Genomic DNA, 23,432 nt, shown 5'->3' with positions numbered 1-23,432 from the left:
TACTCGGACGTGAGGCTACCAACGGCGGACTCGTCGTCTTGTAAGGTAGCGAGGCCGCAGCGCGAGATGGCTCTCGGCTTCGGAAATTGTAACTACTTCGCGGTCCACAACGGCTTGTGCTCGCCCGGTAATGCGCGGGTCAGCGGCAGCTTGGCAAGATCATCTGGTAGCACGACGACAGCGTCTTGCTCACATGCATCTCGGGCCAAGTCCGTTGCTCGCGAAGGGACCCACTTCAACAACTCACCGATCGTAACCAAGCCGTCACTGTCCGAGTCTGCATCTCCGCGCAATGCCTCGCACATTGCAAGAACGAGGAAACCATGAGGGACTCTCGGATCGTCGATTTGTCCGCTGGTCGATTGTGTCTCCGAGCAGCCCAACAACCAAGCACTCTGCTTGGGCAACGAACTTCGCACCGCACCGCCCGCCTGGCATGCATCGATCGTCACCAGCGATGGACAAGGCAATTTGGCTAGGCTGGCGCAAAGAACGTTTGCGTCAATAACCTTTGCGTGCTCGCTATCTAAACGCAACAGGCCATCCTCAGTCGTTCCATGCGTGCTGGCATGAATGAAAACTAGATCGCCTAGCCTAGTATCTTTAACCAATCGCTCCAATTCAGCGAGCAATCGTTCGGGCGTACATTCCAGTCCCGAAACGAATTTAGTCTCGACTCGCTTCCAAGCGGAAGGTGAACGCTTCACGGCCTCCACGACAAAACCAGCATCGCGCCCGTAAAGATCATCCACAGGAGGCCCTTCCATCGCCGCCCCAACGCCAAACGATAGCAGATAAAAGGTTCCATCGCGACTTGGGAGCTCGACCTCTTGAGCATCAACCGAAAGAGAAAGAGAAACGATCAACAAAACACTCAAGTATCGCAAGATAACCATTAAGACTTTGCTTTATATGGAGTAGTCGTCAAAACAAGACAGGTTCGGCAGCGCCACGATTAAACTAGAAGCTCCTCAAGTGGGCCAGCATGTGAGCAACCATTTTGTTTCAGCACAAGATCTTCGTTGCCATAATACTTGATGGGGTTGCCATAGGCATTGAGCAGAGTGGTCCACCAGTCGCCGATGGTCCGGCAGCTCTTTTCACCATATTTCGGGTAACGCAGGTAACGACCCGGCAGCTTAAGATTACCGCCGCCACCGCCAACAATCAGATAAGGCCACTCCATTCCGGTTCCGTGGTGATTATCGCTCGAATCAGAGAGGAAGATAATCATGGTGTTGTCCAGCATGTCTCCATCACCCTCAGGAACTGCTCTCAGTTTCCCGGCCATCGTCGCCAGAAGCTCTGAATGATGATGCTGGATGATCTCACGATATTCAGTCTGGCTCTTCGTGCCTTCGTTGTGTCCGATGCCATGGTTGTGTTCGTCGATCCCCAGTTTCTTGTAGGTCATATCGACATTGTCCAGGCGAATCGTGACGACGTTGGTGAGGCCTGCAATCAAAGCCGCTGTGGCCAGATCGAATTGTGCTTCCTGACGAACCTCCTCGACGGTAGAAGTGAACTTGTCAGAGTACCCCGGCGCGTTGGCGGCGATCTGTTCCTTCATGCTCGACAACTTGCTGTGACGAACCTGAAGTTCCTCAAACGCGTTGAGATAGGCGTCCATCTTGCCATGTTCCGACGAGGGGATCGCTTTCGAAACTTTCCTGATATCATCCACCATGAAATCAAGCAGATTCCCCTGCAGTTTGAACCTCTTTTCAGCCCCGCTACTGGCCGCAACGGCTGAGCCAAACAATTGTTCATAGGCAATATCGGGAGACCCCTGAAAAGGAAGTTCCTGTCCCGGACCGACGGCGCTGATCCCGGGATACATGGTCCCACCATAGTCACTGCTTAACGCTTTTCCCCTGATCGCCAGTCCCAGATGATTAAACGGCGCTGGGTTGAGTTTGGCTAATTCGGCATCAGCGGTGGCTCTAATCACCGCGCCTGCATCGAACTCACCGCCAGTCATGTAGACACCCATCATGCCAAACCAGCTGGAGTGACCACCACGGCACATTTTCCCCGAGAGCCCCTGCACGATCGAAAGCTGATCTTTAAAGGGCTCCAGCGCATGCATTGATGACGGCAGAGGAACGTTTGTCAGATCCTGATTGAATAAACTGCCGCTCGAATCTTTGCCCTTGAATGCGTCCGGCGTGATGCCATTGGGAATGATGCCGCTCGACTTTACAACAAACACAAAACGATTGGGCAGCGCGTTCGAGCTGCCAGCGGCCTGGAGTTCTACCTGGCGCAGAAAAGGCGATAACAGGAAGGATCCCGCGCCCAGTGAAAGATTCTTCAGCGCGTGACGTCGTGTAGGGTTCATGGTTTTACCTTGAAGTCGGTTCAAGTGTTTTGCGGTAAAGAAATGAGTCGGACGAAAGTATGGAAATCAAGAGTGCCTTAAAACTGCCACCACTTTCCAGGTAAGCCCGATCGGCGGAAATGAGTGTTTTTGAATCGTTGAGCGTTTCGTTTCGCCCCATAAAGTACCGAAACACATGCCGGATCATGCCTTGACGAACTTTATCTGATTCGGCCAGTCTGTGGATCAGTTCCAGAGCATCCTTGAATTCGCCATCCAATTTCTGCTCACCCGTCCCTGTCAGATCACTTCTGGCATTGACCGGTTTGGTATCTCCCTTTGCCAGACTTTCCTCCGTTCGATACCGTCCGAAGTCATCATAGATTTCGAAGGCATATCCCAGTGGATTCATCTTCTTGTGGCAACGCCAGCATTCAGCTTTCTCCGTCTTCTGCAACCTTTCTCTCAGCGTTTTCGTATGGTCCTCCGGAATAGAGGCATCCACTGTGATAGGAATATCAGGTATCACGCCTCCCAGCAATCGTTCCCTCACCCATTTGCCTCGCCGAATCGGATCCGTACTGTCGTTCAATGAATGTGCAATCAGCCAGGCAGGATGCGTCAACATCCCGGCACGGTTCGGTCGCTCGTAAGGTTGTGGCAACAGGAAATCCTGTTCGTCATCCCTGAGGTCATAAACCATCGGGTATTTTTCATACAGCGCCTGCATGCGATGCAGAAGTATGTTTTCGTCTTTGGTGTCCATCCAGCTATACTGCTCCTTCACGATCTGCTTTATCGCAGCGACACTGCCATCGAATCCTTTATTGAAGTTGTGCAGGTTGTATTTCACATTCAGTTCATGCCAGCCCTTCAGTTTCAGTCTCTGCAGGAGTTCTTTCTGCATGGCTTCCGGATAATCTCCGGCATCGAGTTGCTGTTGGTTCTGCTTGTAAAAATCATAGACCGTGTTCCGAAATGTCGCTCTGTTGATGATGTAGTACTCGTCTGACGTCAGCAGTTGCCGGAAGACATCCTGATCTCTCTCCAGAATGTTCATGACGAAAAAATCCGCGTCTTTCTCGTACATTGCCGGATAGTTTTCGCCGTAGTAAGCGAATCCCCCCGAGCGATCTTCGTCCTTAAAGACTTTATGGGCCTGGGTGTAGCCAAAGAACTCCTGAAAGAAACGCAGGATCCTTGGTTTGTCAATCGCGTCATCCTGAAGGATGCGTGCAACCTGTACCTGCGCATCCGCGCTGCTGCTCAGCTTCCCCTCTTGGGCGGCTTGAAGAAGTGCCGCATCGGGCGGGCGATCTGTGAGAGCATAAGCAATAGCAAATGCCATTTCAGTACCGGACAACATCCGACGCCCGTGAGAATCTTCTTTGCCAAGACCGATCTCCACTCTGTAGACGGATTCGTGGTGTAACATCACCGCCATCAAGACCAATCGCATGGCCTCGGCATTGCCGCCCTCTTCGGCTGTCTTTCTGAAAAGCTTCGAGTAGTTCCTTATCTCTTCCTGCAGGGGCTCTCGATAGACAACCTTTCTGAAATGATCGCTGATGGCTGAAGCGAGCATGTCATCACTGGGACTTGTGTCTGATGAAGCGATGGGGGAATGCCTGATGAGTTCATCGGCGGCAACAGCCGCGTTGCTCATCAACACACTGACGACCGCGGAATCCGCAAACAGGAGGTTGGCATAATCTTTGATACCAACTTTGTCTTCCAACGGAAAAGGCTGCCTGAAATCCCTGGCACCTTCTCCGTAGTTGGATTTCACATTTTCAAAAACTTCAGGGCTGGTTCTCCACAACCGTGCCGGTGAAAAAGGCCCCGCAGTGATTTCGCCGCTGAAGAGCTTTTCATGGTTCACATAATTTCCGAAGCTCGGACTTTCCAGTTTCGTATAGAGATCAGACACGTTCCCGGATTTCTTCAACTCCGCATTGATCCAGAGCATCACGGCATCTCTTTCGTGCTGCTCGGGTTGTTCACTGTCGGTCGGTGGCATCTCTTCCAAATGCAGTTGTCGGAGTATCGAATTCCACAACTCTATGTCATGGCCGGATGCCAGATCTAAACTAATGTCGGACAGGACGACACCGGACTCATTGCTGCTTTCGCCGTGACAGTCGGCACAGTACTTACTTAGGAAAGGGGAGACGGTTTCGTCGAAGGCCTTTTTGTCCGCCAAATTGGGATTGGATTTCTTATCGGCCTGAGCCAAGAGTAAGTTCGATGAACACAACCAAACGGCGGTGAAGGCTATCGCTGATGCAAGAAGAGGCATATTCATTTTTGGCCAACGTTGGTGATTGAGACAAACACATCATCACGCCCAATCATGGAACCGCCAGCTTTGTTGATCGCCGCCAGCAATGTCCACAAGTGGAAAAGAAACTACCCGTTATTGAGCCGAATGAGTTTTGGTGTCTCCGTTGTCGCCTCGATCGCGCGAATCGTATCTCGGACGCACTTGGCCTTCTGTTTCATTAGCACCTTGGGGAAGTCCGGCTCGTCTTTTTCGAAGTAGTTGGCGAGCTGGGCCAGCTCAGGTATGACCGCCTTGGCGTGGGTCCCATAGCTGAGCAGGATCTCCATCAGTTCCGGGGTTCGCATCTCACTCGCCCACGGATTTTGCTGCCGCGTAAACTGGACGCATGCCTGGATACCCTCTTCAATTCGGTGTTTGGCAAATAGTCGAAGTCCCTCCACGCGAATGCTGTCGGCGAACATCTCACCGCTCGGAGCGGGTTCGGTGATTGCCTGATAAATCGCAGGCAACAACGGCTTGATCTCTCGGGCGGAGAGGTTCCGGTAGACGGAACTGAGACTTCCCCGGGCGCGACCGTCTTGGTTCGTCAAGCCGGCTCGCACCGCCTGATACAAAGCCTCGCGATCGACTCCGTCCAGCGACCCACCGAGCATCCCGTCGCCTTCGAACAAAGCGAACGTGAGATAACGCTGTTGCATGCCGCGGGGATCGTTTACCTTGTCCACCTCGGCCAACAATTCCAATAGCTTCGGGACCGCAGGTTTGGCGGCCGGCCCGATCTTGGACAGGGCGTCCGCTGCACTGACGCGGAGCCAAAGATCATTTTCGTTAAGGCATTTCCGTAGTGATTCCGCCGCTGGCTCGGCCTTTTGCCCAAGCTTGCCCAGGGCCTGACAGGCACCGTAGCGGGCGTCGAGCCGGCGCGCGTCAAGCAGTTCGACAATCGCTGAAACGGGCACGTCCTGGCGACGGTCGAGCGCCATCGCGGCGCGCTCGCGGACGATCGGCGACCAGCTTCCGAGACGCTCGACGAGTTGATCGACAGTCAGTTTGTCATACGCGCTGTTGCGGTCTTTGTTGTCCCACCCACGGCCGTCAGCGATCAGAGAATCTGCAGCTACCGCGTCCAGGCTCGGGACAAAAGACTTACCTGCACCGGTTAGCCAAATCTTCTTTAGTGGCATCGCGTAAGCCAACAGGTAAGTGCCCGTGGCATCGAATCCATGGAAGCTATCGTGTCCGTTTTCCGGAGGGCCTTGGTGAGGGTAGCTACCATCCCAACAGCGTGCCAGGTCGAAGTACCAAGCGCCAAACTCTTTCATCCACGCACCGCTGGCGTTCGGGCCGGAAAGAGCGACACTCGGCATCGCCCAGAGCATGTTGAAGTAGTTTCCGCAGTGCCCACAGTCGCGCTCCGCCCCGTGCGCGGCAACACTCATCCGCGAGAAGAACTCGGCACCATTGGCTTCGCCCATCGAGTTGAACAGCATCGCCGCCATGCCACATTTGCCGTTATCTTCGTGGCCTTCCATCCACGGATGATGGTCGCCGTAGGGGATCGATCCCTTGCCGACGTAGAACCGCAACAGCTTGGCGCTGCGTTCAATCGCTTCGTCAACCACGACATCATTCACTCCCGCCTCGCGTGCCAGCACCAAGCTGATTGTCAGCACGACTCCTGGTGAGTTCATCATGCCGTAACCGCCCAAGCGACCGTCAGGAATAGCGAATCCGTGACCCCAGGATCCGACCACACTTTGTCCCTTGGCCGCTTCCAGCGCCAGTCGTTTCAGCCCCGGCAGCACCGAATCGTCGCCGGTGGCTAAAACGTACTCGGACAGAAACAACATGCAGTAACCGTAGTACCAAGTCTGCATCGACTTGCTTGAATAGCGGGCTGCCCACTGGGCTTCTTTCGATACCAACGGCAGGTACTCGGGATTTCCACTGGCCAACAAAGCGAGTGCGTTCAGCGACCGAGGGATTGCGTCCATCTCGGTGGAATCCGGCTGCGACATCCGCGACGCCAGCGCCTTGCATCCCTGATCGAGCAGGAGTTTCGATTTGTCACAATCGAAAGGGGCTGCCGCGGCATAGCTACCTAACACTTGCAGACTGAGTACAACCTCCTCCGACTTGCCCGCTCGCCAGCGAGTGAGCGCGAGTTTACCGCCCCCGGACTTCGATTCGGCTATCGTGATCGCCTTGCCGAGTTCCGTACGCGGGTCGAACGAGAACGGTTTTCCGCTGACGCCGAGAATCACATCGCCAACCTGAAACCTGTCTGCGGCGGGAGAACCCTCATCGACTTTTGTAACCAAAATCTGGCGTGCGTCAGTGGTCACCAACTTGTCGCAAAAGATCCAGCCGCGCAGTCCCGTCGGCCCGAGGTTCCAATCGTGCTTGGAGTCCTTCGGGAGTTTCGCACCCTTAGTAAAGTCCGGGACGATGATCTGGTTTTGCGCGGTGGCCTTTGTCGCATGCGTTAATGTCGCTATCACGAGCGGCGTTACTATTCGCAGCAGGGGGTTGATCATCATCGTATCGTTCTTGAAGTAGTAGGTTGGCTATTAGGAAAATAGCACTAGTGCATTGGCCAGATTTAACTTTGTGTTTGGCCTTCGTAGCCGGACTCGCCAGAGTTCGGTCTTCTATCTTAGGCCCTGAAGTCTGGCGACTCCAGCTACCCCAACCCCAAAATCTAATCTGGACAAAGCCTACTTTGGATTGCCGGTTAGTGGACCAGGTTGCAAGTTGTTGATCAAGTAACGCAGGACCGTTTCCCTGCGCCGAGAAACCGTCAACAACCTGACTCACATCATCAGTGCACTGCAACACTATCACCAAGTGCACGGGCATCTTCCTCCGGGAACAATCAGCGGCAAAGACGGCAGGGGTGGGCCGCCGCATAGCTGGCGAGTCGAACTGTTGCCGCTGTTGAGACATCAAGAGCTTTATGACCAATATCACTTCGATGAACCTTGGGAGAGCGAGCACAACAAGGGATTACTCGCGAAGATGCCCGACGTCTATCGCTCGCCGCTGGACAAAGCTGATTCGCCCTACACGTCATACTTTGGAGTCATTTCAGACGACATCTCCAAACGGGCGGCACAGCTTCAAGAAATGCGGAACCAGCGGGACGGCGGTCCGAATGACTTGGATGAGAGCGCATACATTGGTGATGATGATCCTGCCACATTGCAAGCTCACTACGAACAATACACTCCCGAAGCGACCGTATTCTGGAAACAGCGGGGTGCGTCCTTCAGGGACATGCTCGACGGGACGTCCAACTGCATCGCGGTGATTGAAGCCAAACGGAACATCCCGTGGACCAAGCCTGAAGACATCAAATACTCGGCTGATCAACCGCTGCCCAAGTTCGGTGGCTGGTTCGAGCAAGGCGTGCATGCTGCATTCGCTGATTGCACGGTCAAGTTCCTCGCCAACGATAACGACGAGCAGACCATTCGCAACCTGCTGACGACCTCCGATGGCCAGTTCGTCGAACCATTGCTTGTCAGGCGGCTGCGAATTCACGGAGCCGTCGAAATTCCAGAGGATGAACCGGAGGTTGCGCTCGGGCCGGAAACTTATCAGGTTCCCGGCGGCCCATTGTTAATGATTCAGTCCGACAAAAAATCGGTGTTGACCGAAGCCGACATCATCGAAGTCAGAGTCTGGGCACGATCCGGATCGACGCTCGTTCAGCGGACGACTCTCCACGGGTGATCGTTTCGTCGATTTCGACGTCGCGATTCCGCATGGTAAAATGGTCGCCGTGGAAGGACTCGATCCGCTCGACGATGGGCAACTCACCTACGCAGTCCTGACAAAGGACCTCCCTTCGAAGAGAGTCGTTGGAGCCATTGTTCACGACAAGGAAATCGACCAGGTCTCGATCGATTCAACTCTGGCCAAACTTAAACGTAGTCAGTTTTCCGCCGAAGAGGATGCGAAGTGGGAAGCTGACGCTATCAACGAAGAGTAACATGCTCATGAAATCCGAATACACATTTAGCGCCGAGCAAGTTGTCGCAATCGTATTGGGAATAGTGTTCGGCTCAGCGGCGAGACCACGACACGATATTTCGGCTTACCTGACACCATTACTGGGTGGACTTGGCGGGTATGTTGCGGGGATCATCGTTTGGGCCTTCATCGCTGCACTCCTTGGATTGATCGCTTATGCGATACTTCAACGGATCAACACGAACCGAAACTCACCGCAACCGACGAAAGATTGATCAGATTGATCAGATTGAAAGCAACGTAAAAACATTAATGACGAACCAGCGATTGGGGCAGGATGGTCGCTCTTTCTGTCTCTGCCAATCGGTTTGCTCTTTAGAACCGTGGTTGCCGGATTGCACTACTGGTATTGGCCGTGTGTGATTCCGCCGGACGATTCCATCCCGGTGGTCGCGAACCCTGCAGATGAGTATGGCTGTTTCGGCTGGAACGTGATTCCACCAGGCGATTTCGATCCTGTGGTCGCGACGTTTGCTGTCAGCGGCGTTCTGGCGTTTCTAGTATGGAGTTGGACACTGGCGTGGATTCTGAAATCGTCTCGCTCTGTACCAGCCACTGAGCTGGATCAATAGGAAGGAGCTTGAAATGAGGGCTGAACTCGACCTCGCAGTCCCATTTCGGCAATGAGTTGAAAGCGTTTTAGAAGACAAGCCAGCAACGAACGCTCCGCTGCTGGCTTGTGTTATTTCGAATCACCACCACGGGACCGTCGTTGGCTTAGCGACTTCCCCAGAACATGGCGAAGAACTCTCGTACGAACGAAGGTGGCCCAGGCAGCGAATCACCTTCGCCGTTCTGCCAGGCTTCGACGACTTCGGCAGGTGGTCCCGGCAAACCAACTTCGGCTGCCATCGCATGGCGAGCTGCAATCCATGGAGGCATGGATAGGCCGTCGCGCTGAGAAGCTCCCATTCGCATTTCGATTACCCAGGCGGGAGGTCCAGGCAGAAGATCTCCCTGGCCATTCTCCCAAGCTGCGACCACTTCTGCGGGTGGACCAAAGACGCCGCCAGAAGGTCGCTCGCCTTCGTTTTCCTGAGCCTGTGCGACACCGCTTGTCGCGAGCAAAGCTACGGCGAACAACATTGCAATTCGTTTCATTTCGTTATCTCCATTGGGTTAGACAATCGAACTCCCAGCCCACACTAGGCCTGAACGCGAAGGCTGTGTTCAGCCTAGTAGTGGAAAGGCAGGCTTTACGAGTTACACCGCGGAAGTGCTTTTCTCGAAAAAGATTGGCGACAGAGAATTACGGTTCGGACGCCTGCGGATTGAGCGGCAAGAATGAACTCCGGACCCATTCTGCGGTGGCTAGCCACTGCTCTTTTTGCCGTTCTTCGAGAACCGCCGCGACTTCCTGCTCCATCAGATCAAACTCGGAATGAATCTCCGGCGCAGACACTTGGCGAGCTTCTTCAATACGGGCGTGCCGATGCGAGATAATCTTCAAGACTTCGCTTTGTTGTTCTGCGGTCAGTCGGAGCCGTCTGGCAAGCGATTGTGTGATTTCTTCAGGAAGCACTTCCGGATGCGTGCGATAGTGTTGCATACGATCGAGCACATACCGCGTCGCGGACATGGCTCCAACGCCAATGCCACTGGCAAACACAACCAGCAACACGACAACCTGCACCCAGACCGGCAGTGCTCGACGCGCACGTTTAGGCGACGAAACGGATACGTTTGCAGGAGATGACATTGGATGCTCTAAATCAGCCAAAAGCTGATCCACGGTTCGGTGATCAAGGTCAAACTGGGAAGGAGGATCAGCATGATCGACGCTGCCAGCGTTAACAGCCCCGCGCCCACAAACAACGGTGTTTTGTCGATCTCGGTTAGATTTACACTGTATCGTCCCACGGTCGTCATCACGCGTTGGGTAACGTCCGCTGTGGGTTCGTTCGCTTGCGAAGTGACTGCCGCGCGCCGGCGAATCCAGTCTTCTGCGGATGGTTGACTCATTGATTCTCCTCCAACAATTTCTTCAAACGATTTCGTGCTCGGTAGGCTTGCACTTTGACCATCGACTGCGTCCACCCCGCCAACTCGGCGGCTTCTGCAACTGATCGATCGTCCCAGTACAACAGCGTGAGCACAAGTCGATCACGCGGTGCCAGCTTAGACATCATGGCGTGCAATTGCTCGCTAGCGTCGATGGCACTGGCGGGATCTTCTGAAAATGAGGGCGAAAACGAAGGTTCATCATGAAGCCTTTCCTTCAGTTTTTGCTCCCGCGCGTTTTTCTTCCAGTAGCGATAGCCAGTGCGAACGGCGAGTTTTCGCAACCAATGCTCAAAAGGACTCTTGCCCTTAAATCTCGATAAACTCAGAAAAGCCTCGACGAAAGTGTCGTGAACCAAGTCCTCGACAACCGCCGGATTCGGACTAAAACGACGCAGTTGATTGGCCAAGGTGGATTGATAGCGTTCAACGATTCGCCGAAAGGCCTGATCGTCTCCATTGCGAGCCGCTGCGATATCGCTTGTTTCTGCCGAGGCGTGTGACACACTTTCAGGTTGTAACTCATGGCTCTGCATGAACACCAGCACGCAACGCTGCAGCCACTCGTTCCAGTAACGGTGGATGTCCAGGGGCTGTGATGTGGCTCGATACGTCGCGAACATGAATTCGATTCTGAAAGGTTTTCCGTCTAAGGGGCGATGAGCTGAGGTGGTTCAAGTACCGGCGGTCGTTCCGGTCGATCTGCAGCTTTCTTTCGACCAATGACTTCTCCTGGCTTCGTTTTCATCGCCGTCTGCAGTTCTTCTCGCTCTTCGGCATCGATGAAGCCATCCTTGTTTTTATCTCCCCTGACCATCATCATCGATTGGACGAATTTGGGCATCGGGGATTCAGCCAATTCTTCGACACTGATTTTATCATCATTGTTGATATCGAAGGTCATGAGAAGCTGTGCTGGACCGACGCTATTTCCGCTTCGCCCTTCAAAAAAACGCCCCGAAGCGATGATGGAGGAAAACGCATCCGTGATACTCTTCTTGGGTGACTCCTGCGCGACTTCGGACAACTGTGCTCGCCCATTCGGGGAGATACAGTAAAGAAACTGATCCGAGCGTAAGAACAACTCGCCGTCAGCCGCTGCAAACGAGGACTTGAACGGAGTGCTGTCGCGCTCAAACCGATTCACCGAGATCTCCGCGAACTCGGGCTCAAGCCGAAACGCGATCGTGCCCACTTCCTGTGTCATCGAAAGCCATGCATTGGAGGTTTTCGTAAGCGACGCATAGGTGATGTTGCGGCTACTGTCGCCAATTCGCTTTCGCCACAACGTCCTTCCTAAAGCGGCATCCGCACAAGTGAGTATTCCGTTGGTTCCCACCCAAACCAATCTGTCTTGGTCCAGGACTGGCGAAGGCACACCTGGCCCGGCGTTACGCGACCAAACTGTATGCGTCTTTGTGACGTCCCCATGTCCTCCAAGTCGAATCGCTATCACCTTGCTGCTAGCTGCGACATACACGATTCCATCCCCAACCACCGGCGTCGTGCAAATGTACTTGCCCAATGACTCGGTGACCCACCACTTCAGTTTGCCGGTCGCCGGATCGATGCCCCAAATTTCATCGGCGAGCGGGACGATGATTTCGTCTTGGCCATCTGCCGCAGTTCCCACAACTGGAGTGGAATAGCTCCCTTCGTACAGCTTGGCCTCGGCCCGCCATTTCTCTTGACCGGTAACCGTGTCGAACGCAATCAACGCTTGGGATTCGTCGCAGGCGTTCACCAGCAGCAGGTTCTTGTACACAACCGGACTCGCACCCGAACCCCATGCCGTCGGACCTGATTCCTCGCCTACAAACTGCTGCCATAACAGTTCACCCTCCATGTTGAACGCAAACACACCCGACTTACCGAAGAATGCGAAGACCCGCTCTCCGTCCGATGCAGGAGTGCAACTGGCATAGCCGTGATCCCGGATGAAGCCTTCAAACTTGTCCTCGGGAAATCGCGTCGGTGGACTGCGTTGCCACAGAACCTCGCCGTTACCTCGGTCGATGCAGATGAGATGTCGGCGTAACTGGCTGATATCGCCAGGCTTCTCCACATCCTGAGCAAATCCCGAAAAAGTCGTGATGAAGACTCTATCGCCGACGACGATCGGGCTGCTCACCCCTTTACCGTTGAGCGGCGTGATCCACTTCAGATTGTCAGAATCGCCCCACTGCGTCGGCACCTCTCCGGCATAGACGCCAGCAGCACTACGACCGCGAAACTGCAGCCAGTCTTCGCCATGGCAGACGGACAGAAGAGCGATCACAATCGCCGGTATACCCAGGAAATTGTTGATCCAAGTTGTGTTCGCCACGGTATTTAATTCCCAATTGAAGACTTCACCAAAGAGCCTGACCAAAGTTCTAGTGGGTGACCACTGCAGGTTGGTTACACGGGCGTGCATCTTTTCTTCCATTATTCTGAGTGTCAGAGCCTTCAGAGAGTCCGGGTCTTCTCAGTGGCCACAATCGTCCGCGTCTTGGCGATTTTTCTGAGCTTCTGAGAACCTTCTTACCCGGAAAGATGCGTTTTGAGCGAGCGTCGTCTTCTCTACTCCGAGCGACACCCCTTCAAACCCAATGTTTTCTGGGGTCAAACGCTGTTCTAAACCTGATCGATTGGGAGGTGCCGACGGCTTCTAACCCGACGGCCCTCAGAAACGGAGAACGTCAGAATTCTGGGCCAGAGCTCGAAAACGGGCCACCGAAATCGCGCCGGGTTATCTGACCGGTCTCAGACGGCAGAGAAACGCGGGCCACGGCCGATGACGCAAGTCCTTGCGAAATAACGGGATAAAACGAAAAAAGCCGTCGTGGGAACCACGACGGCTTTTCGTTTACTGGTGGGTCGGAAAGTGTTCCAACCAAACAGAGAAGTTGAGTGAGCCGGACGGGTTTCAAAGGGGTGCTGGGTGATGCCGTTTTAAGAGATTTGGGGTGACCAGTGGCCGATTTTTTGCGCAGTCCAGAGCTTATTTTCTTTGATTTTTTGCCGAAAAGTTGCTCTGGCACACGAACTGCCAGCGACGGGATCCGTGCCCCGTCAGAGAGTCAAAATCCGTTCTCGAAGACGAACTGGGCGAGTAAAATTTGCCCAGGCTTCGGCCAACATTCTTCGGTCCGTTACCTTCTTGTCGAGCGCCACCGAGATAGCAAACGTGTGGATGCCTTCGCGGTACAATGACCAAATTGGTGCAATGCGTCGCGGTCCAGCGTCGAGAAATCGCTCCGAAACGACAACAATTAGGAAAGGTACTTTGTGAAGAATGCAACACGAGTCGCGACTGTCTGTCTTGGGCTAATTCCGTTTATCCTGCTAGCGATCCAATCCGCTAATGCGTGCAGTCGAGCGGTGTACTTTGGCAAGGCGGGGCAAACGGTAACGGGTCGAACGATGGACTGGAAAGAAGACATGCAGACCAATCTGTGGGTCTTTCCAAGTGGAATGCAGCGTGACGGAGGCATGGGAGAGCAAGGATTTACCTGGACGAGCCAATACGGCAGCGTCATCGCCTCAGTTTATGAAGCGGGGACGGCGGACGGGATGAACGAGAAAGGGTTGGTCGCCAATCTTCTCTTCTTGGTCGAAAGCGAATACCCGGATCCCAACAAAGATCCTCGTCCAAAAATGTCCATTGCTGCCTGGACCCAGTATGTGCTGGACAGTTTCGCGACCGTCGAAGAAGCCGTTGCTGAAATGCGTAAAGAAGCTTTTTGCAGCGTGGGCGTCGTGGCTCCCAACGGCGTGGCGGGCAAGATCCATTTGTCGATTTCCGACCCGACCGGTGATTCGGCAATTTTCGAGTACATCGATGGAAAGCTCGTTATCCACCATGGAAGAGAGTACCAAGTGATGACCAATTCACCGGTTTATGATCAACAATTGGCGCTGAATGAATACTGGAAGCAGATTGGCGGAACGGTGATGCTACCGGGCACGAACCGGGCCGCCGATCGTTTTGCGAGGGCCAGCTTTTACATCAACGCTGCCACGCAATCCGCCGATCCGCGAGAGGCGACCGCTGCGGTTTTCAGCGTGATGCGAAACGTGAGCGTGCCGCGAGGAATCAGCACCCCTGACCAGCCGAATATTTCCTCGACGATTTGGCGCACGGTCTCGGACCAAAAGAACCTGGTTTACTTTTTTGAAGATACGGCCAGCCCCAGTCTCGTGTGGGTCGATCTTAAGAAGATCAACTTTGGGGCGGACTCCGGTGTCCGCAAACTACAACTGCACGGGAACCCAGGCTTGGGAGGTAATCAGACCGACAACATTCAAGCGTCCGAACCGTTCGTGTTCTTGGCACCGGAGTAACAGTTCGTGGACTCCATCGAATCGACTTCAGCTTCCAAGTCGGCTTCAGAGCCAACGTCATCCTCAAAGGCAACATCTGTCTCAGGTACTGAGCAATTTCGGGCCCGGCAACGCACTTCCCGACGCTTCACAGGGTTCGCAGTGATCGCATGTTTGCTGGTAGTCGCTGGACTAGTCATTCTGTCGCCGATCAACGCCGCAAATCCGACAGAGCGTTTCATCTTGAAAGTGGGCGACCTCGAACGAGAGTTTTTGATTTACGTCCCTGAAACGCTCAAAGCCGATGCAGCACCACCATTGGTTTTTGTCTTTCATGGTGGCAACAGCACCGCCAAAGGCGTCATGAAGTTGTCGCAGTTCAATCAAGTTGCGGACCGGGCGGGAGCGATAGTGGTCTATCCACAGGGCGTCGGTGGCAATTGGAATGACGGAAGAATCAACACAGTATCGCAGGCATACCGTGAAAAGGTTGACGACCTCACGTTCTTCGATCAATTGCTTGCCGAACTCTCTCGAAAACATACAGTCGATTTAAAACGCATTTATCTGACCGGAATTTCCAACGGCGGTATCTTTGCCCATTATGTTGCCGCGAATCGGTCCGAGAAAGTTGCGGCCATCGCACCCGTGGTTGGCGGCATGGCCGAATCGGTCGCTGAAAATTTTCAACCAACAGAACCGGTGTCCGTTCTGGTTATTCAAGGTACCGAAGATCCATTGATGCCCTACGAAGGCGGAAAGGTTGCCGGCGGTTCCGCAAAAGATCGAGGGAGCATCGTCTCGACCGACAAAGCCGTGCAGCTCTGGGTTTCCGCGAACGGGTGCACGAGCGTGCCCGAAAAAGCGACGTTGCCAGACAAAGACCCAAGCGATGGATGCGCTACCCAGACAATGACTTGGCGCGGCGGGAAAAACGAGAGCCTCGTCGTGTTATATCGCGTCGAAGGGGGAGGGCACACGTGGCCAGGCGGTGCTCAGTATCTTCCCAAATTCATCGTCGGCAAAGTCACACAGGACTTCGACAGTCAGACGATTTGGCAGTTCTTCGAGTCGAATCCGAAACGCTAGTTACCCGTTGGATTACGTATTCCACAGCGACGACTTTCGCATAGTCAATTTGGAAGTTTTGCCTTCGATCGGTTCGGACCACTTTCCGTTGTGGCTTGTGTTGAACCACGAACCCAACGCTGAAGACAGTCAGTCCGCACCCGAACTGGACAAAGGCGATTGGTAGGTTTAATGGTCGCGTGTTCGAGTCAGTCGAAGATTGAGGAAGCCGAAGGACGCGTCACCACGACGGCAGACCAGCTTGCATGGCGGCCGTCGCTTCGTCTTTGTCGAACTCCGTCGGATCAAAAGCCCCGTACCACTCAAGCTTGTCTTCGTGCTCCGGGTGGTCAGGGTTATTCACAGCTTCGACGAATTCGTAGAAACCCCAAATGCCGCCAACGTCTTCGGGGGGGCACGCTTGTTTGCCAGCAGTGCAACGCGGGTAAACGACTCCGGCGGCTGGCTTGGCAATCTTTTCAAGATCCACCTGGTGTTCCCAACCATCACCGAAGTCGTATTCGTACCGCAGTTTGAGTTTGGGTCCATGCTGGGCGACTAACTTAGAAACCGTGATGCCGGTGTAGGGTTCGGCCCAATCCATGCCAGCGTCAACGCCGCGCTGATCCATATAGCACTGCTCACCGATGCGAAACTGGTGCAGGTGCGAATTAGTCCATCCCATCCCTGTTTGAATTAGTTCGTGCAATTTCGCCAATGTAACGTCGTCGGTTTCGATGCGTCGCCAAATGGGAGGCTTGGAACCAGCTAGCGTTATCTTGAAAACGTAGACATCAGTGGGCTTCTTGGCTGAACTCGCGACCGATCTCGCCGAAATGGTCGAGCGACTTCGCGGTTTCGTCTGCACCCACCCGGTAACGACGCGAGTGATCCGTTTGCCCTTCCATTTGGGAATCGTGAATTCGTCGATCAGAATTTCGATCGAACGTGCGACACCTGGTTCACGGCGAATCAGCCCCTTGCTTTGCAGCGTCTTCATCATTTGATTGACCGACGGTGGTGACACCCCGAGCGCTTCGGCAATTTCTGATTCCGCTGGCGGTAGACCGAAGCCGACGGTGTAGGCATGGATGTAGGAAAGGTATTTGCCCTGAGTCGGCGTGAAGTCAGGCATGTATCTTCGTCCTCGACGGCCAATGGTCCTTGAATTAGTGGTTGCCATATTCTAGCGAAAATATTTCCACGGACCCACTGGAGGCGGAAAAGGGCAGTTATCGTGTTTGAAAGCCATGCCATTCGGTGGGCAGAATGCGCAACGAAATCGCTGAACGGGTTATGTGATTACGGTGCGGATGTCGATTCCGCTTGCCGAATTGGAAACCCGCTCTGCGTCGAGGTGCTGCGATTTTTGACAATGAAATGGATCCGGCGACGATGTCGCCAAAGGAGCGTCGTCGGGCGGTCGCCGAAATTCTGTCCCGGGGTGTCGCGCGTTGGCGGGCGACACAGTTGGCTTTGCGAGCTCGCAATGGATTGGCCGGAACACCGGCCACCTGCGTTGATTTTGAATCAACGAGCCAACCTGTTTTGAAAAATTCTCACAACTCTTTGGCCGACCCGCTTGATCCGCGTTGCGTTTGATCGCTCTCTGTCAGTGGTTGCCGGCGTCTCTGAGACGCCGGCCTAACGTTTCATTTCTTGACAGTGGGAGAACAGCCATGAGCAGTGCTCGATCCGAGCGGATCGCGACCCTGTTGGCGCGAGGGCTATCGCGGATTCGCAAACGCGAGGGCGCCAATTGGGCAGATCGCGAGGAACCAGCGGGACAACAAACAACTGCACCGGAGTCGCAGCGAACGAATGATGCATCGACATCGACGGAGGACAACGATGAAACCTGAATTGGCCATCGAGATCGGTCGGCTCGAAAAGATGACTACCGACCAGTTGATTGCAAAGTACGAGGTCGTCTTTGGCGAAGTGTGTCGGAGTCGACACAAACGCTACCTGATTCGCCGGATCGCTTGGCGGATGCAGGCGAACGTCGAAGGCGGGTTGTCGGCTCGGGCCAAGCAGGCGGCTAGTCGGCTGGCGGCGACTTCAGATGCTCGGCAGACACCGCCACGGGACATTTCGGTGTTTGCAGAACGTCCGGAGCCTCGATCGACCAAGACAAAGGAACCGGTCGTCGATCCACGATTGCCGCCACCGGGGCAATGGATCGAACGGCAATACAAAGGTCGCATGATTAGCGTGCTGGTGCTCAAAAATGGCTTCGAGTTCGGCGGCAAATGGTATCGGTCGCTGTCGGCGATCGCGCAAGAAGTCTGTGGCACGAGCTACAACGGCTTCGATTTCTTCAAGCTCGGCAAGAAACAATCCAAGAGGAAAACATCATGACTGCCACCATGACCGCGACATCAACAAAAACGCCCACGATTCGGTGCGCGATCTACACTCGCAAATCAACCGACGAAGGACTGGACATGGACTTCAATTCACTCGACGCCCAGCGTGAGTCGGCGGAAGCGTTCATCGCTAGCCAACGCGAACAAGGTTGGACGGTGATTCCGGAGCACTTCGATGACGGTGGGTTCTCGGGTGGCAACACCGATCGGCCAGCGCTGAAAAGATTGGTCGAAGCAATCGAAGCGGGACGTGTGGATTGTGTGGTTGTGTACAAGGTCGATCGTTTGAGTCGCTCGCTTTTGGATTTCTCCAAGATCATGGACACATTCGACAGCTTCGGCGTTTCGTTTGTCTCGGTGACTCAGCAATTCAACACGACGCATTCAATGGGGCGGTTGACGCTGAATATTTTGCTTTCGTTTGCTCAGTTTGAGCGGGAAATCATCGGCGAGCGAATTCGCGACAAGATCGCCGCGCAGCGTCGGCGCGGAAAGTGGTCCGGCGGAACTCCGGTTCTTGGGTATGACGTCGATCGAAGCGGGCCGAGTCCGAAGCTCAAGATCAACAGCGATGAACGCGGGATCGTGCGTCGTATCTTTGAGCTGTACCTACAGAAGCAAGCGTTGATGCCGGTCGCCGACGAGCTGAACCGTCTCGGATGGCACAACAAGGTTTGGACAACGCGGCGTGGCATCGAGAAGGGCGGCCGGCCGTTTGACAAGAGTTCTGTTTACAATCTGCTAACGAATGTGTTGTATGTTGGAAAACTGAAGCACAAGGAAAACGTTTACGAAGCCGAACACGAGGGTATCGTCGATCCGGAGGTGTTTCGCCAGGTCAATGAGATGCTGCGAAGCAATGGTCGCGGTGGCGGGTCAAGGACGCGTGACAAGTACGGTGCGTGCCTGAGAGGGTTGATCTATTGCTCGGATTGTCAGAAAGTGATGGTCCACAATAATGCTCGCCGCGGCGCCAAGGTCTACCGTTATTACACCTGCTTGACGGTGATCAAACGGGGCCGAAAGCACTGTCAAACGCCGGCACTTCCGGCGGCCGATATCGAGGCCGAGGTGATCGACCAGATACGCTGCATCGCCAGCGACGTGGAACTTCGACGCGAGGTGTTGAGCGAATCGTTGACACGCCAAAAGAGCGACGTTGAAGAGTTGGAGCTGACGAAGGTGCAACTGTTGCGACAGTTGAAGCGGGCCGACGAGGAGATTCGCCGGATCTCGCTTGAGAATACGGGTTCGATCAACAGCGATGCGACCGCACGGCTGGCGGACTTGCATACCAAGGTATCGTCGCTGGAGTCTTCGATGGCGGAAACGGAGCGTGCCCTGATCGCTCATCATGCCAATGCGGTGACCGAAGCCGAGGTGATTCAAGGGATGTCAAATTTTGACAATGTCTGGCACTCGCTGAACAGTCACGAGCAGCGCGAGTTGATGTCGCTGTTAATCGAACGAATTGTGTTCGACCGCAGCGACGAAACGATCGAGATCAAACTGCATGCGAACGCGATCAAGTCGCTTTCCGAGGTGGCAAGTGATGATGAAGGGGAGGGTGACGAATGAAAATCAAACGTAAGCTGTCGATGCAACTATCGCGGGTCCGTAACACCGATCCGGATCTAATACGATCGCACCGTCCGGCCAAAGGTGAACGGCCCGGTCGCAAGCCCAAGATTTCTCGCATGGTTGCGTTGGGGATCAAATTTGATGAAATGTTGCGTCGAGGCGAGGTGGAGAGCGCGACGGAGCTCGCGCGGCTGAACCATGTCAGCCAACCGCGTATGGCTCAGATTTTGTCGATGGCGTTGCTCGCGCCGGACATCCAGGAGGCTCTGTTATGTCTGCCACGCAAGGAACGTGGCCGAGCCGAGCTTCACGAAAAGCTGATGCGTCCGATCGCGGGCGAACTCGATTGGGATAAGCAACGTGAGATGTGGCGCGAGTTGGTCGGAAAGTTGAAAATGGAAGTACCGTTGTTGGACGATGCGGCGGAGCCGGACAACAGTATCGTCGAATGAGGGGCGATGGAAATGCCGCGACAACGGCAATAGCCACTTCCGACTGCCAAGAATCTGGGCCGCGATGCGAACTTCTGGGCGTTGGGCATCTCCAGCATCTTCTTGGCCAATGAAGTGGGCGACGCCAGCGGTGTTCGCGTTACGGGCCTGCGGACCAGGTATTCCAGCGCCCGGATCGCGAGCCTGTTCACCGCTGCTATCTCCTCGGCAGACTGGCTCCGGGCGCGGAAGTGACCGCTTACTTCCGAGCTGGACATCGCTGCCCACTGATATGGACAGTTCGCCGTCAAGGGATTCTCAGTGTTCCGCCGGAAATTTTTTCACCTCGGTTTTTCCTGCATTTTCGTCACATTCGGAGTTTTTTTCCTGACCGTTGTGACCAAAGGTGTCCAAGCCTCCGTGTCCAATACGCCTAGAGATCCATCACGTTTGCTAGCAATCTGGATACGCTGGCCCTCACTCGCCAAGGACGTACCCGCTCACGAAAGAGCCCTGTGTTTTTATGTCAACGTTTAATCTGCATCGCTTTACCAACATCGAGACCCTACGGTCCATTGCACCTCAGAATCTCCTCGCCCTTCTGAGACCCTACGCTGGCTATCTTGCCACGCGAGATTTAGTCTTGCCGTCGCCCGACGAGGCCGAGACGCTCAACTATGAACAACTGATTGCAATTCTTCGTAATCCCACCCCGCAGATGCCGGCATCGCTGATCGATCATCTGTACTTGCTGCACGAAATGTCGACTCCTAGGGCGATGGGCGTCTTGATCGTGGCCGCAAGTGCTGCCGGCGTCACGATCGATTCGAGTATTCCGATGACACCGGCCGATTTCGCTTTCCATGTATGGACGAGAAATTCGGCGCTGATCGAGATGACGCATTCCCGCTTAGTGCTTCGCCGACGTCGGCGCCGCGACTGCTTTCCAGCTTATGGACCCGATGTGTCACCAACGATGCCGAGTGAGGCGGAGGTGATAAAACTAGCTGAGAGCTTGTCTGCTTTCTTCATCGAAAATCATCGTGACCGCCATTGCCAAATTTATCCAAACTATATGAAAGAAAGATGGGAGTGGACGATCGCTCACGGCGGGCTGTACGATCGCATTGAGAGCGTCGAAGGTGACGATGTGACAACGAAGCTATTGCGTCCACGACAGTACGCGACCGTCGCGTTGGACCTGCTGAGTGGCGAGCTTTCTTTGAATACGCAAGTGAAACGGGCGAAGGAACTATTTCGTTTTCATTTTGGCAAACTACTCTACAACGATCCCAACCGTTTCCCCGGCAGCAACAAGTATTCACTATCGCCGTTGATTACGAAAGGTGTGGACTCGTTAGCAGCCAGCCCGGCAGAAGGAATCGATGATGTCAAGCTTAAGCGAGTGTTGTTACGTCCTGAAGGCCCAGGAGACCCCTATGAAATTCGGGGTGCAGCAGACTTGTTTGAGTATCTCGAAGCGACGGGGCAGACGCTATCCGAAGATCATGAGATCGAAGAAGTAGTGTTGAGCGTCTTATTCGCTGGAAGTCGAACGTGGCGTTCAGTTTCAATCTGCCGCGGAAACGTGGCGAGCTATACGCGTGATGAGGACGCGATACGTTTGGAGGCATGGATGCGAACGCGCGGTTTTATTCTGCCGAAACCTGTTTTTCAAGCAATCGCGAAAGATGAAACTTTGGTCAACGCTTGAGGCAGCAGGGGAGCTGTCGGATGTCTTGATCTGGTGGCAAATGCAACTCGATACCGAGTTCGAGTCGCTTTGCCAGTTCTTGATCGCGACAAACCGGAATGCCGCGACTTATCCGAAGCCGATTGGCCGGCGATTACGAGTCGTGGCGGATTCGTTTGGCGTCGCCGCGTTAGACCACACCCAGGACCGCTTTATTGCGTTGCAACCGGCGGACGTGGTTTGCTGGCGTTGGGATGTGCGAGCGTTTAGTCGGCAAATTGCCGACGCTTTGAACATCGATGCCAACCACGAACCGATCGGTCGGACGTTACACGAAACATTGCTGGGCGATCTGCCCGTTGAGTTGGGCGGGCGACCGGTGTATCTGTGCCTGCGCGGTCAAGTATCCCTGGCCGCGACAGCAATCACCCATATCGCGGCGCACGCTAAAAAGCCCTATCTCGTTCTTCATCCGACCGGTCGCGTGAAAACCAGTGCCATCAGTGCGTTCCTGAAAGCAACTGACGGCGTTTTGATGTCTCTCTATTCATTGATTCAGTACCACGACGGTTCGTTAACGGCGGTGGAGCATGCGCGGCGAAAGTTGTTACTTGCGTTGGGTTTCGCCGAGGCGGAACCGATCCACCGTAACACGTTCCAACTGATCGGTAATATCCGTGAAATATGGTTTGCGGGCAAACGCCACATGATGGTCGAGACCGCTGGCACGTGGTGCATCGCCGCTCTGTTAGCGCAACCAAACCGGCCGATCGAAGCGACCGAATTGGAGGCGTTGCGGTTGGGCACGGATGCTCGTCGTGCAGGTGGCTTATCCGAGGAAATCACCGATGCCGAGTCCATTCTCAAGTACAAGTCGCGAGTAACCGAAATCGCAGCTGAATTGGAAGCAGCGAAACGGAACAACGATATCGGCGCGATCGCTTCACTTGAATCGGAACGTTTCGAGATCATCAAGACGATCGACAAGGCAAAAGGAATTGGCGGAAAGATCCGCAAGAAATCCGATGCCTCAAGAACGGCAAATACGATTTCACAGAACATCACGCGTGACATCAAGAAGATTCGCGAATCGCACGAGGAACTCGCCAACCACCTGTCGGCGACCATCACCCGCGGTTCGACGCTGGTCTACCGACCGGACCGCGAATACGACTGGATGCTCTGACAATTTCTCGAAAATTTCCGGGATCACACCGTTTGTGGAGATCTCACACGAGTTGTGTGGCCCCATCCGCGGCTGAGGAATTGAACTCGGCCGCACGGTGTCGACCCGCGGATCTGGCGGCCTGCTTAGGGTCGCCGGCGTGGTTTCTGTCGGTATTGA

The 23,432-nt window shown here is 54.4% G+C and carries 21 protein-coding genes; 11 read left to right on the top strand and 10 right to left on the bottom strand.

Annotated features, from left to right (window positions below):
* Positions 1-92: 92 nt before the first annotated feature.
* The 4 genes from SH139x_RS10125 to SH139x_RS10110 form a co-directional block, all read right to left on the bottom strand.
* On the bottom strand, positions 93-896 hold the full coding sequence (locus SH139x_RS10125) for a hypothetical protein (protein ID WP_488355129.1): 804 nt from the start codon (positions 894-896) through the stop codon (positions 93-95).
* A 59-nt stretch (positions 897-955) separates the two neighbouring features.
* Positions 956-2,341: a DUF1552 domain-containing protein gene (locus SH139x_RS10120; RefSeq protein WP_488355128.1), complete on the bottom strand. Its 1,386-nt coding sequence runs from the start codon at positions 2,339-2,341 to the stop codon at positions 956-958.
* Between the two features lie 4 nt (positions 2,342-2,345).
* Positions 2,346-4,625 carry a DUF1588 domain-containing protein gene (locus SH139x_RS10115; RefSeq protein ID WP_488355127.1) on the bottom strand — a complete coding sequence of 760 codons (2,280 nt, stop codon included), beginning with the start codon at positions 4,623-4,625 and terminating at the stop codon, positions 2,346-2,348.
* A 104-nt stretch (positions 4,626-4,729) separates the two neighbouring features.
* Positions 4,730-7,144 carry a DUF6288 domain-containing protein gene (locus SH139x_RS10110; RefSeq protein ID WP_488355126.1) on the bottom strand — a complete coding sequence of 805 codons (2,415 nt, stop codon included), beginning with the start codon at positions 7,142-7,144 and terminating at the stop codon, positions 4,730-4,732.
* A gap of 244 nt (positions 7,145-7,388) precedes the next feature.
* Here SH139x_RS10110 and SH139x_RS10105 point away from each other — a divergent pair, with 244 nt between their 5' ends.
* Genes SH139x_RS10105 through SH139x_RS10095 form a run of 3 tightly spaced genes read left to right on the top strand, consistent with a single transcriptional unit; the run spans position 7,389 to position 8,854 of the window.
* Entirely contained in the window at positions 7,389-8,339 is a 951-nt protein-coding gene (locus SH139x_RS10105; protein WP_488355992.1) for a DUF1559 family PulG-like putative transporter, read from the top strand.
* Positions 8,340-8,379: 40 nt separating this feature from the next.
* Positions 8,380-8,598 carry a hypothetical protein gene (locus SH139x_RS10100; protein ID WP_488355125.1) on the top strand — a complete coding sequence of 73 codons (219 nt, stop codon included), beginning with the start codon at positions 8,380-8,382 and terminating at the stop codon, positions 8,596-8,598.
* 7 nt (positions 8,599-8,605) lie between these two features.
* Positions 8,606-8,854: a hypothetical protein gene (locus SH139x_RS10095; RefSeq protein WP_488355124.1), complete on the top strand. Its 249-nt coding sequence runs from the start codon at positions 8,606-8,608 to the stop codon at positions 8,852-8,854.
* A gap of 502 nt (positions 8,855-9,356) precedes the next feature.
* Here the strand turns inward: SH139x_RS10095 and SH139x_RS10090 are convergent.
* From SH139x_RS10090 to SH139x_RS10070, 5 genes are all read right to left on the bottom strand, one after another.
* Positions 9,357-9,740, bottom strand: a complete 384-nt coding sequence (locus SH139x_RS10090; protein WP_488355123.1) for a hypothetical protein — start codon at positions 9,738-9,740, stop codon at positions 9,357-9,359.
* A 148-nt stretch (positions 9,741-9,888) separates the two neighbouring features.
* Entirely contained in the window at positions 9,889-10,338 is a 450-nt protein-coding gene (locus SH139x_RS10085) for a hypothetical protein (RefSeq protein ID WP_488355122.1), read from the bottom strand.
* A gap of 8 nt (positions 10,339-10,346) precedes the next feature.
* Complete coding sequence (locus tag SH139x_RS10080; protein ID WP_488355121.1) at positions 10,347-10,601, bottom strand: hypothetical protein; 255 nt, start codon at positions 10,599-10,601, stop codon at positions 10,347-10,349.
* The gene (locus SH139x_RS10075; protein ID WP_488355120.1) at positions 10,598-11,263 is read right to left on the bottom strand and encodes an RNA polymerase sigma factor; all 666 of its coding nucleotides are present in this window, start codon (positions 11,261-11,263) and stop codon (positions 10,598-10,600) included. The genes SH139x_RS10080 and SH139x_RS10075 overlap by 4 nt, the downstream gene beginning before the upstream one ends.
* Before the next feature lie 26 nt (positions 11,264-11,289).
* Positions 11,290-13,056, bottom strand: a complete 1,767-nt coding sequence (locus SH139x_RS10070) for an outer membrane protein assembly factor BamB family protein (protein ID WP_488355119.1) — start codon at positions 13,054-13,056, stop codon at positions 11,290-11,292.
* 854 nt (positions 13,057-13,910) lie between these two features.
* Between SH139x_RS10070 and SH139x_RS10065 the strand changes: the two genes are divergently transcribed.
* Complete coding sequence (locus tag SH139x_RS10065; RefSeq protein WP_488355118.1) at positions 13,911-14,966, top strand: linear amide C-N hydrolase; 1,056 nt, start codon at positions 13,911-13,913, stop codon at positions 14,964-14,966.
* A 141-nt stretch (positions 14,967-15,107) separates the two neighbouring features.
* The gene (locus SH139x_RS10060) at positions 15,108-16,034 is read left to right on the top strand and encodes an extracellular catalytic domain type 1 short-chain-length polyhydroxyalkanoate depolymerase (protein ID WP_488355117.1); all 927 of its coding nucleotides are present in this window, start codon (positions 15,108-15,110) and stop codon (positions 16,032-16,034) included.
* Positions 16,035-16,254: 220 nt separating this feature from the next.
* On the opposite strand, the gene SH139x_RS10055 is transcribed toward SH139x_RS10060, so the two are convergent.
* Positions 16,255-17,148 carry an IS1096 element passenger TnpR family protein gene (locus SH139x_RS10055; protein WP_488355116.1) on the bottom strand — a complete coding sequence of 298 codons (894 nt, stop codon included), beginning with the start codon at positions 17,146-17,148 and terminating at the stop codon, positions 16,255-16,257.
* 544 nt (positions 17,149-17,692) lie between these two features.
* Here SH139x_RS10055 and SH139x_RS10050 point away from each other — a divergent pair.
* The 6 genes from SH139x_RS10050 to SH139x_RS10025 all read left to right on the top strand — a co-directional run bounded on the left by SH139x_RS10050 (position 17,693) and on the right by SH139x_RS10025 (position 23,273).
* A complete protein-coding gene (locus SH139x_RS10050) occupies positions 17,693-17,875 on the top strand; it encodes a hypothetical protein (protein ID WP_488355115.1) in 183 nt (60 codons plus the stop codon).
* Positions 17,865-18,374 (top strand): DUF2924 domain-containing protein, encoded by a 510-nt coding sequence (locus SH139x_RS10045; RefSeq protein WP_488355114.1) that lies wholly within the window; start codon positions 17,865-17,867, stop codon positions 18,372-18,374. Before SH139x_RS10050 ends, SH139x_RS10045 begins: the two co-directional genes overlap by 11 nt.
* Positions 18,371-19,960 (top strand): recombinase family protein, encoded by a 1,590-nt coding sequence (locus SH139x_RS10040; RefSeq protein ID WP_488355113.1) that lies wholly within the window; start codon positions 18,371-18,373, stop codon positions 19,958-19,960. The genes SH139x_RS10045 and SH139x_RS10040 overlap by 4 nt, the downstream gene beginning before the upstream one ends.
* Complete coding sequence (locus SH139x_RS10035; protein WP_488355112.1) at positions 19,957-20,415, top strand: hypothetical protein; 459 nt, start codon at positions 19,957-19,959, stop codon at positions 20,413-20,415. The genes SH139x_RS10040 and SH139x_RS10035 overlap by 4 nt, the downstream gene beginning before the upstream one ends.
* 502 nt (positions 20,416-20,917) lie before the next feature.
* The gene (locus SH139x_RS10030; protein ID WP_488355111.1) at positions 20,918-22,108 is read left to right on the top strand and encodes a hypothetical protein; all 1,191 of its coding nucleotides are present in this window, start codon (positions 20,918-20,920) and stop codon (positions 22,106-22,108) included.
* The gene (locus tag SH139x_RS10025) at positions 22,086-23,273 is read left to right on the top strand and encodes a hypothetical protein (protein ID WP_488355110.1); all 1,188 of its coding nucleotides are present in this window, start codon (positions 22,086-22,088) and stop codon (positions 23,271-23,273) included. Before SH139x_RS10030 ends, SH139x_RS10025 begins: the two co-directional genes overlap by 23 nt.
* Positions 23,274-23,432 lie beyond the last annotated feature (159 nt).

The sequence above is a fragment of the Kothea flammea genome (assembly GCF_052161645.1).
Taxonomy (GTDB): Bacteria; Planctomycetota; Planctomycetia; order Pirellulales; family Pirellulaceae; genus Laterigemmans.
This window is presented reverse-complemented; position numbering and strand designations above follow the sequence as displayed.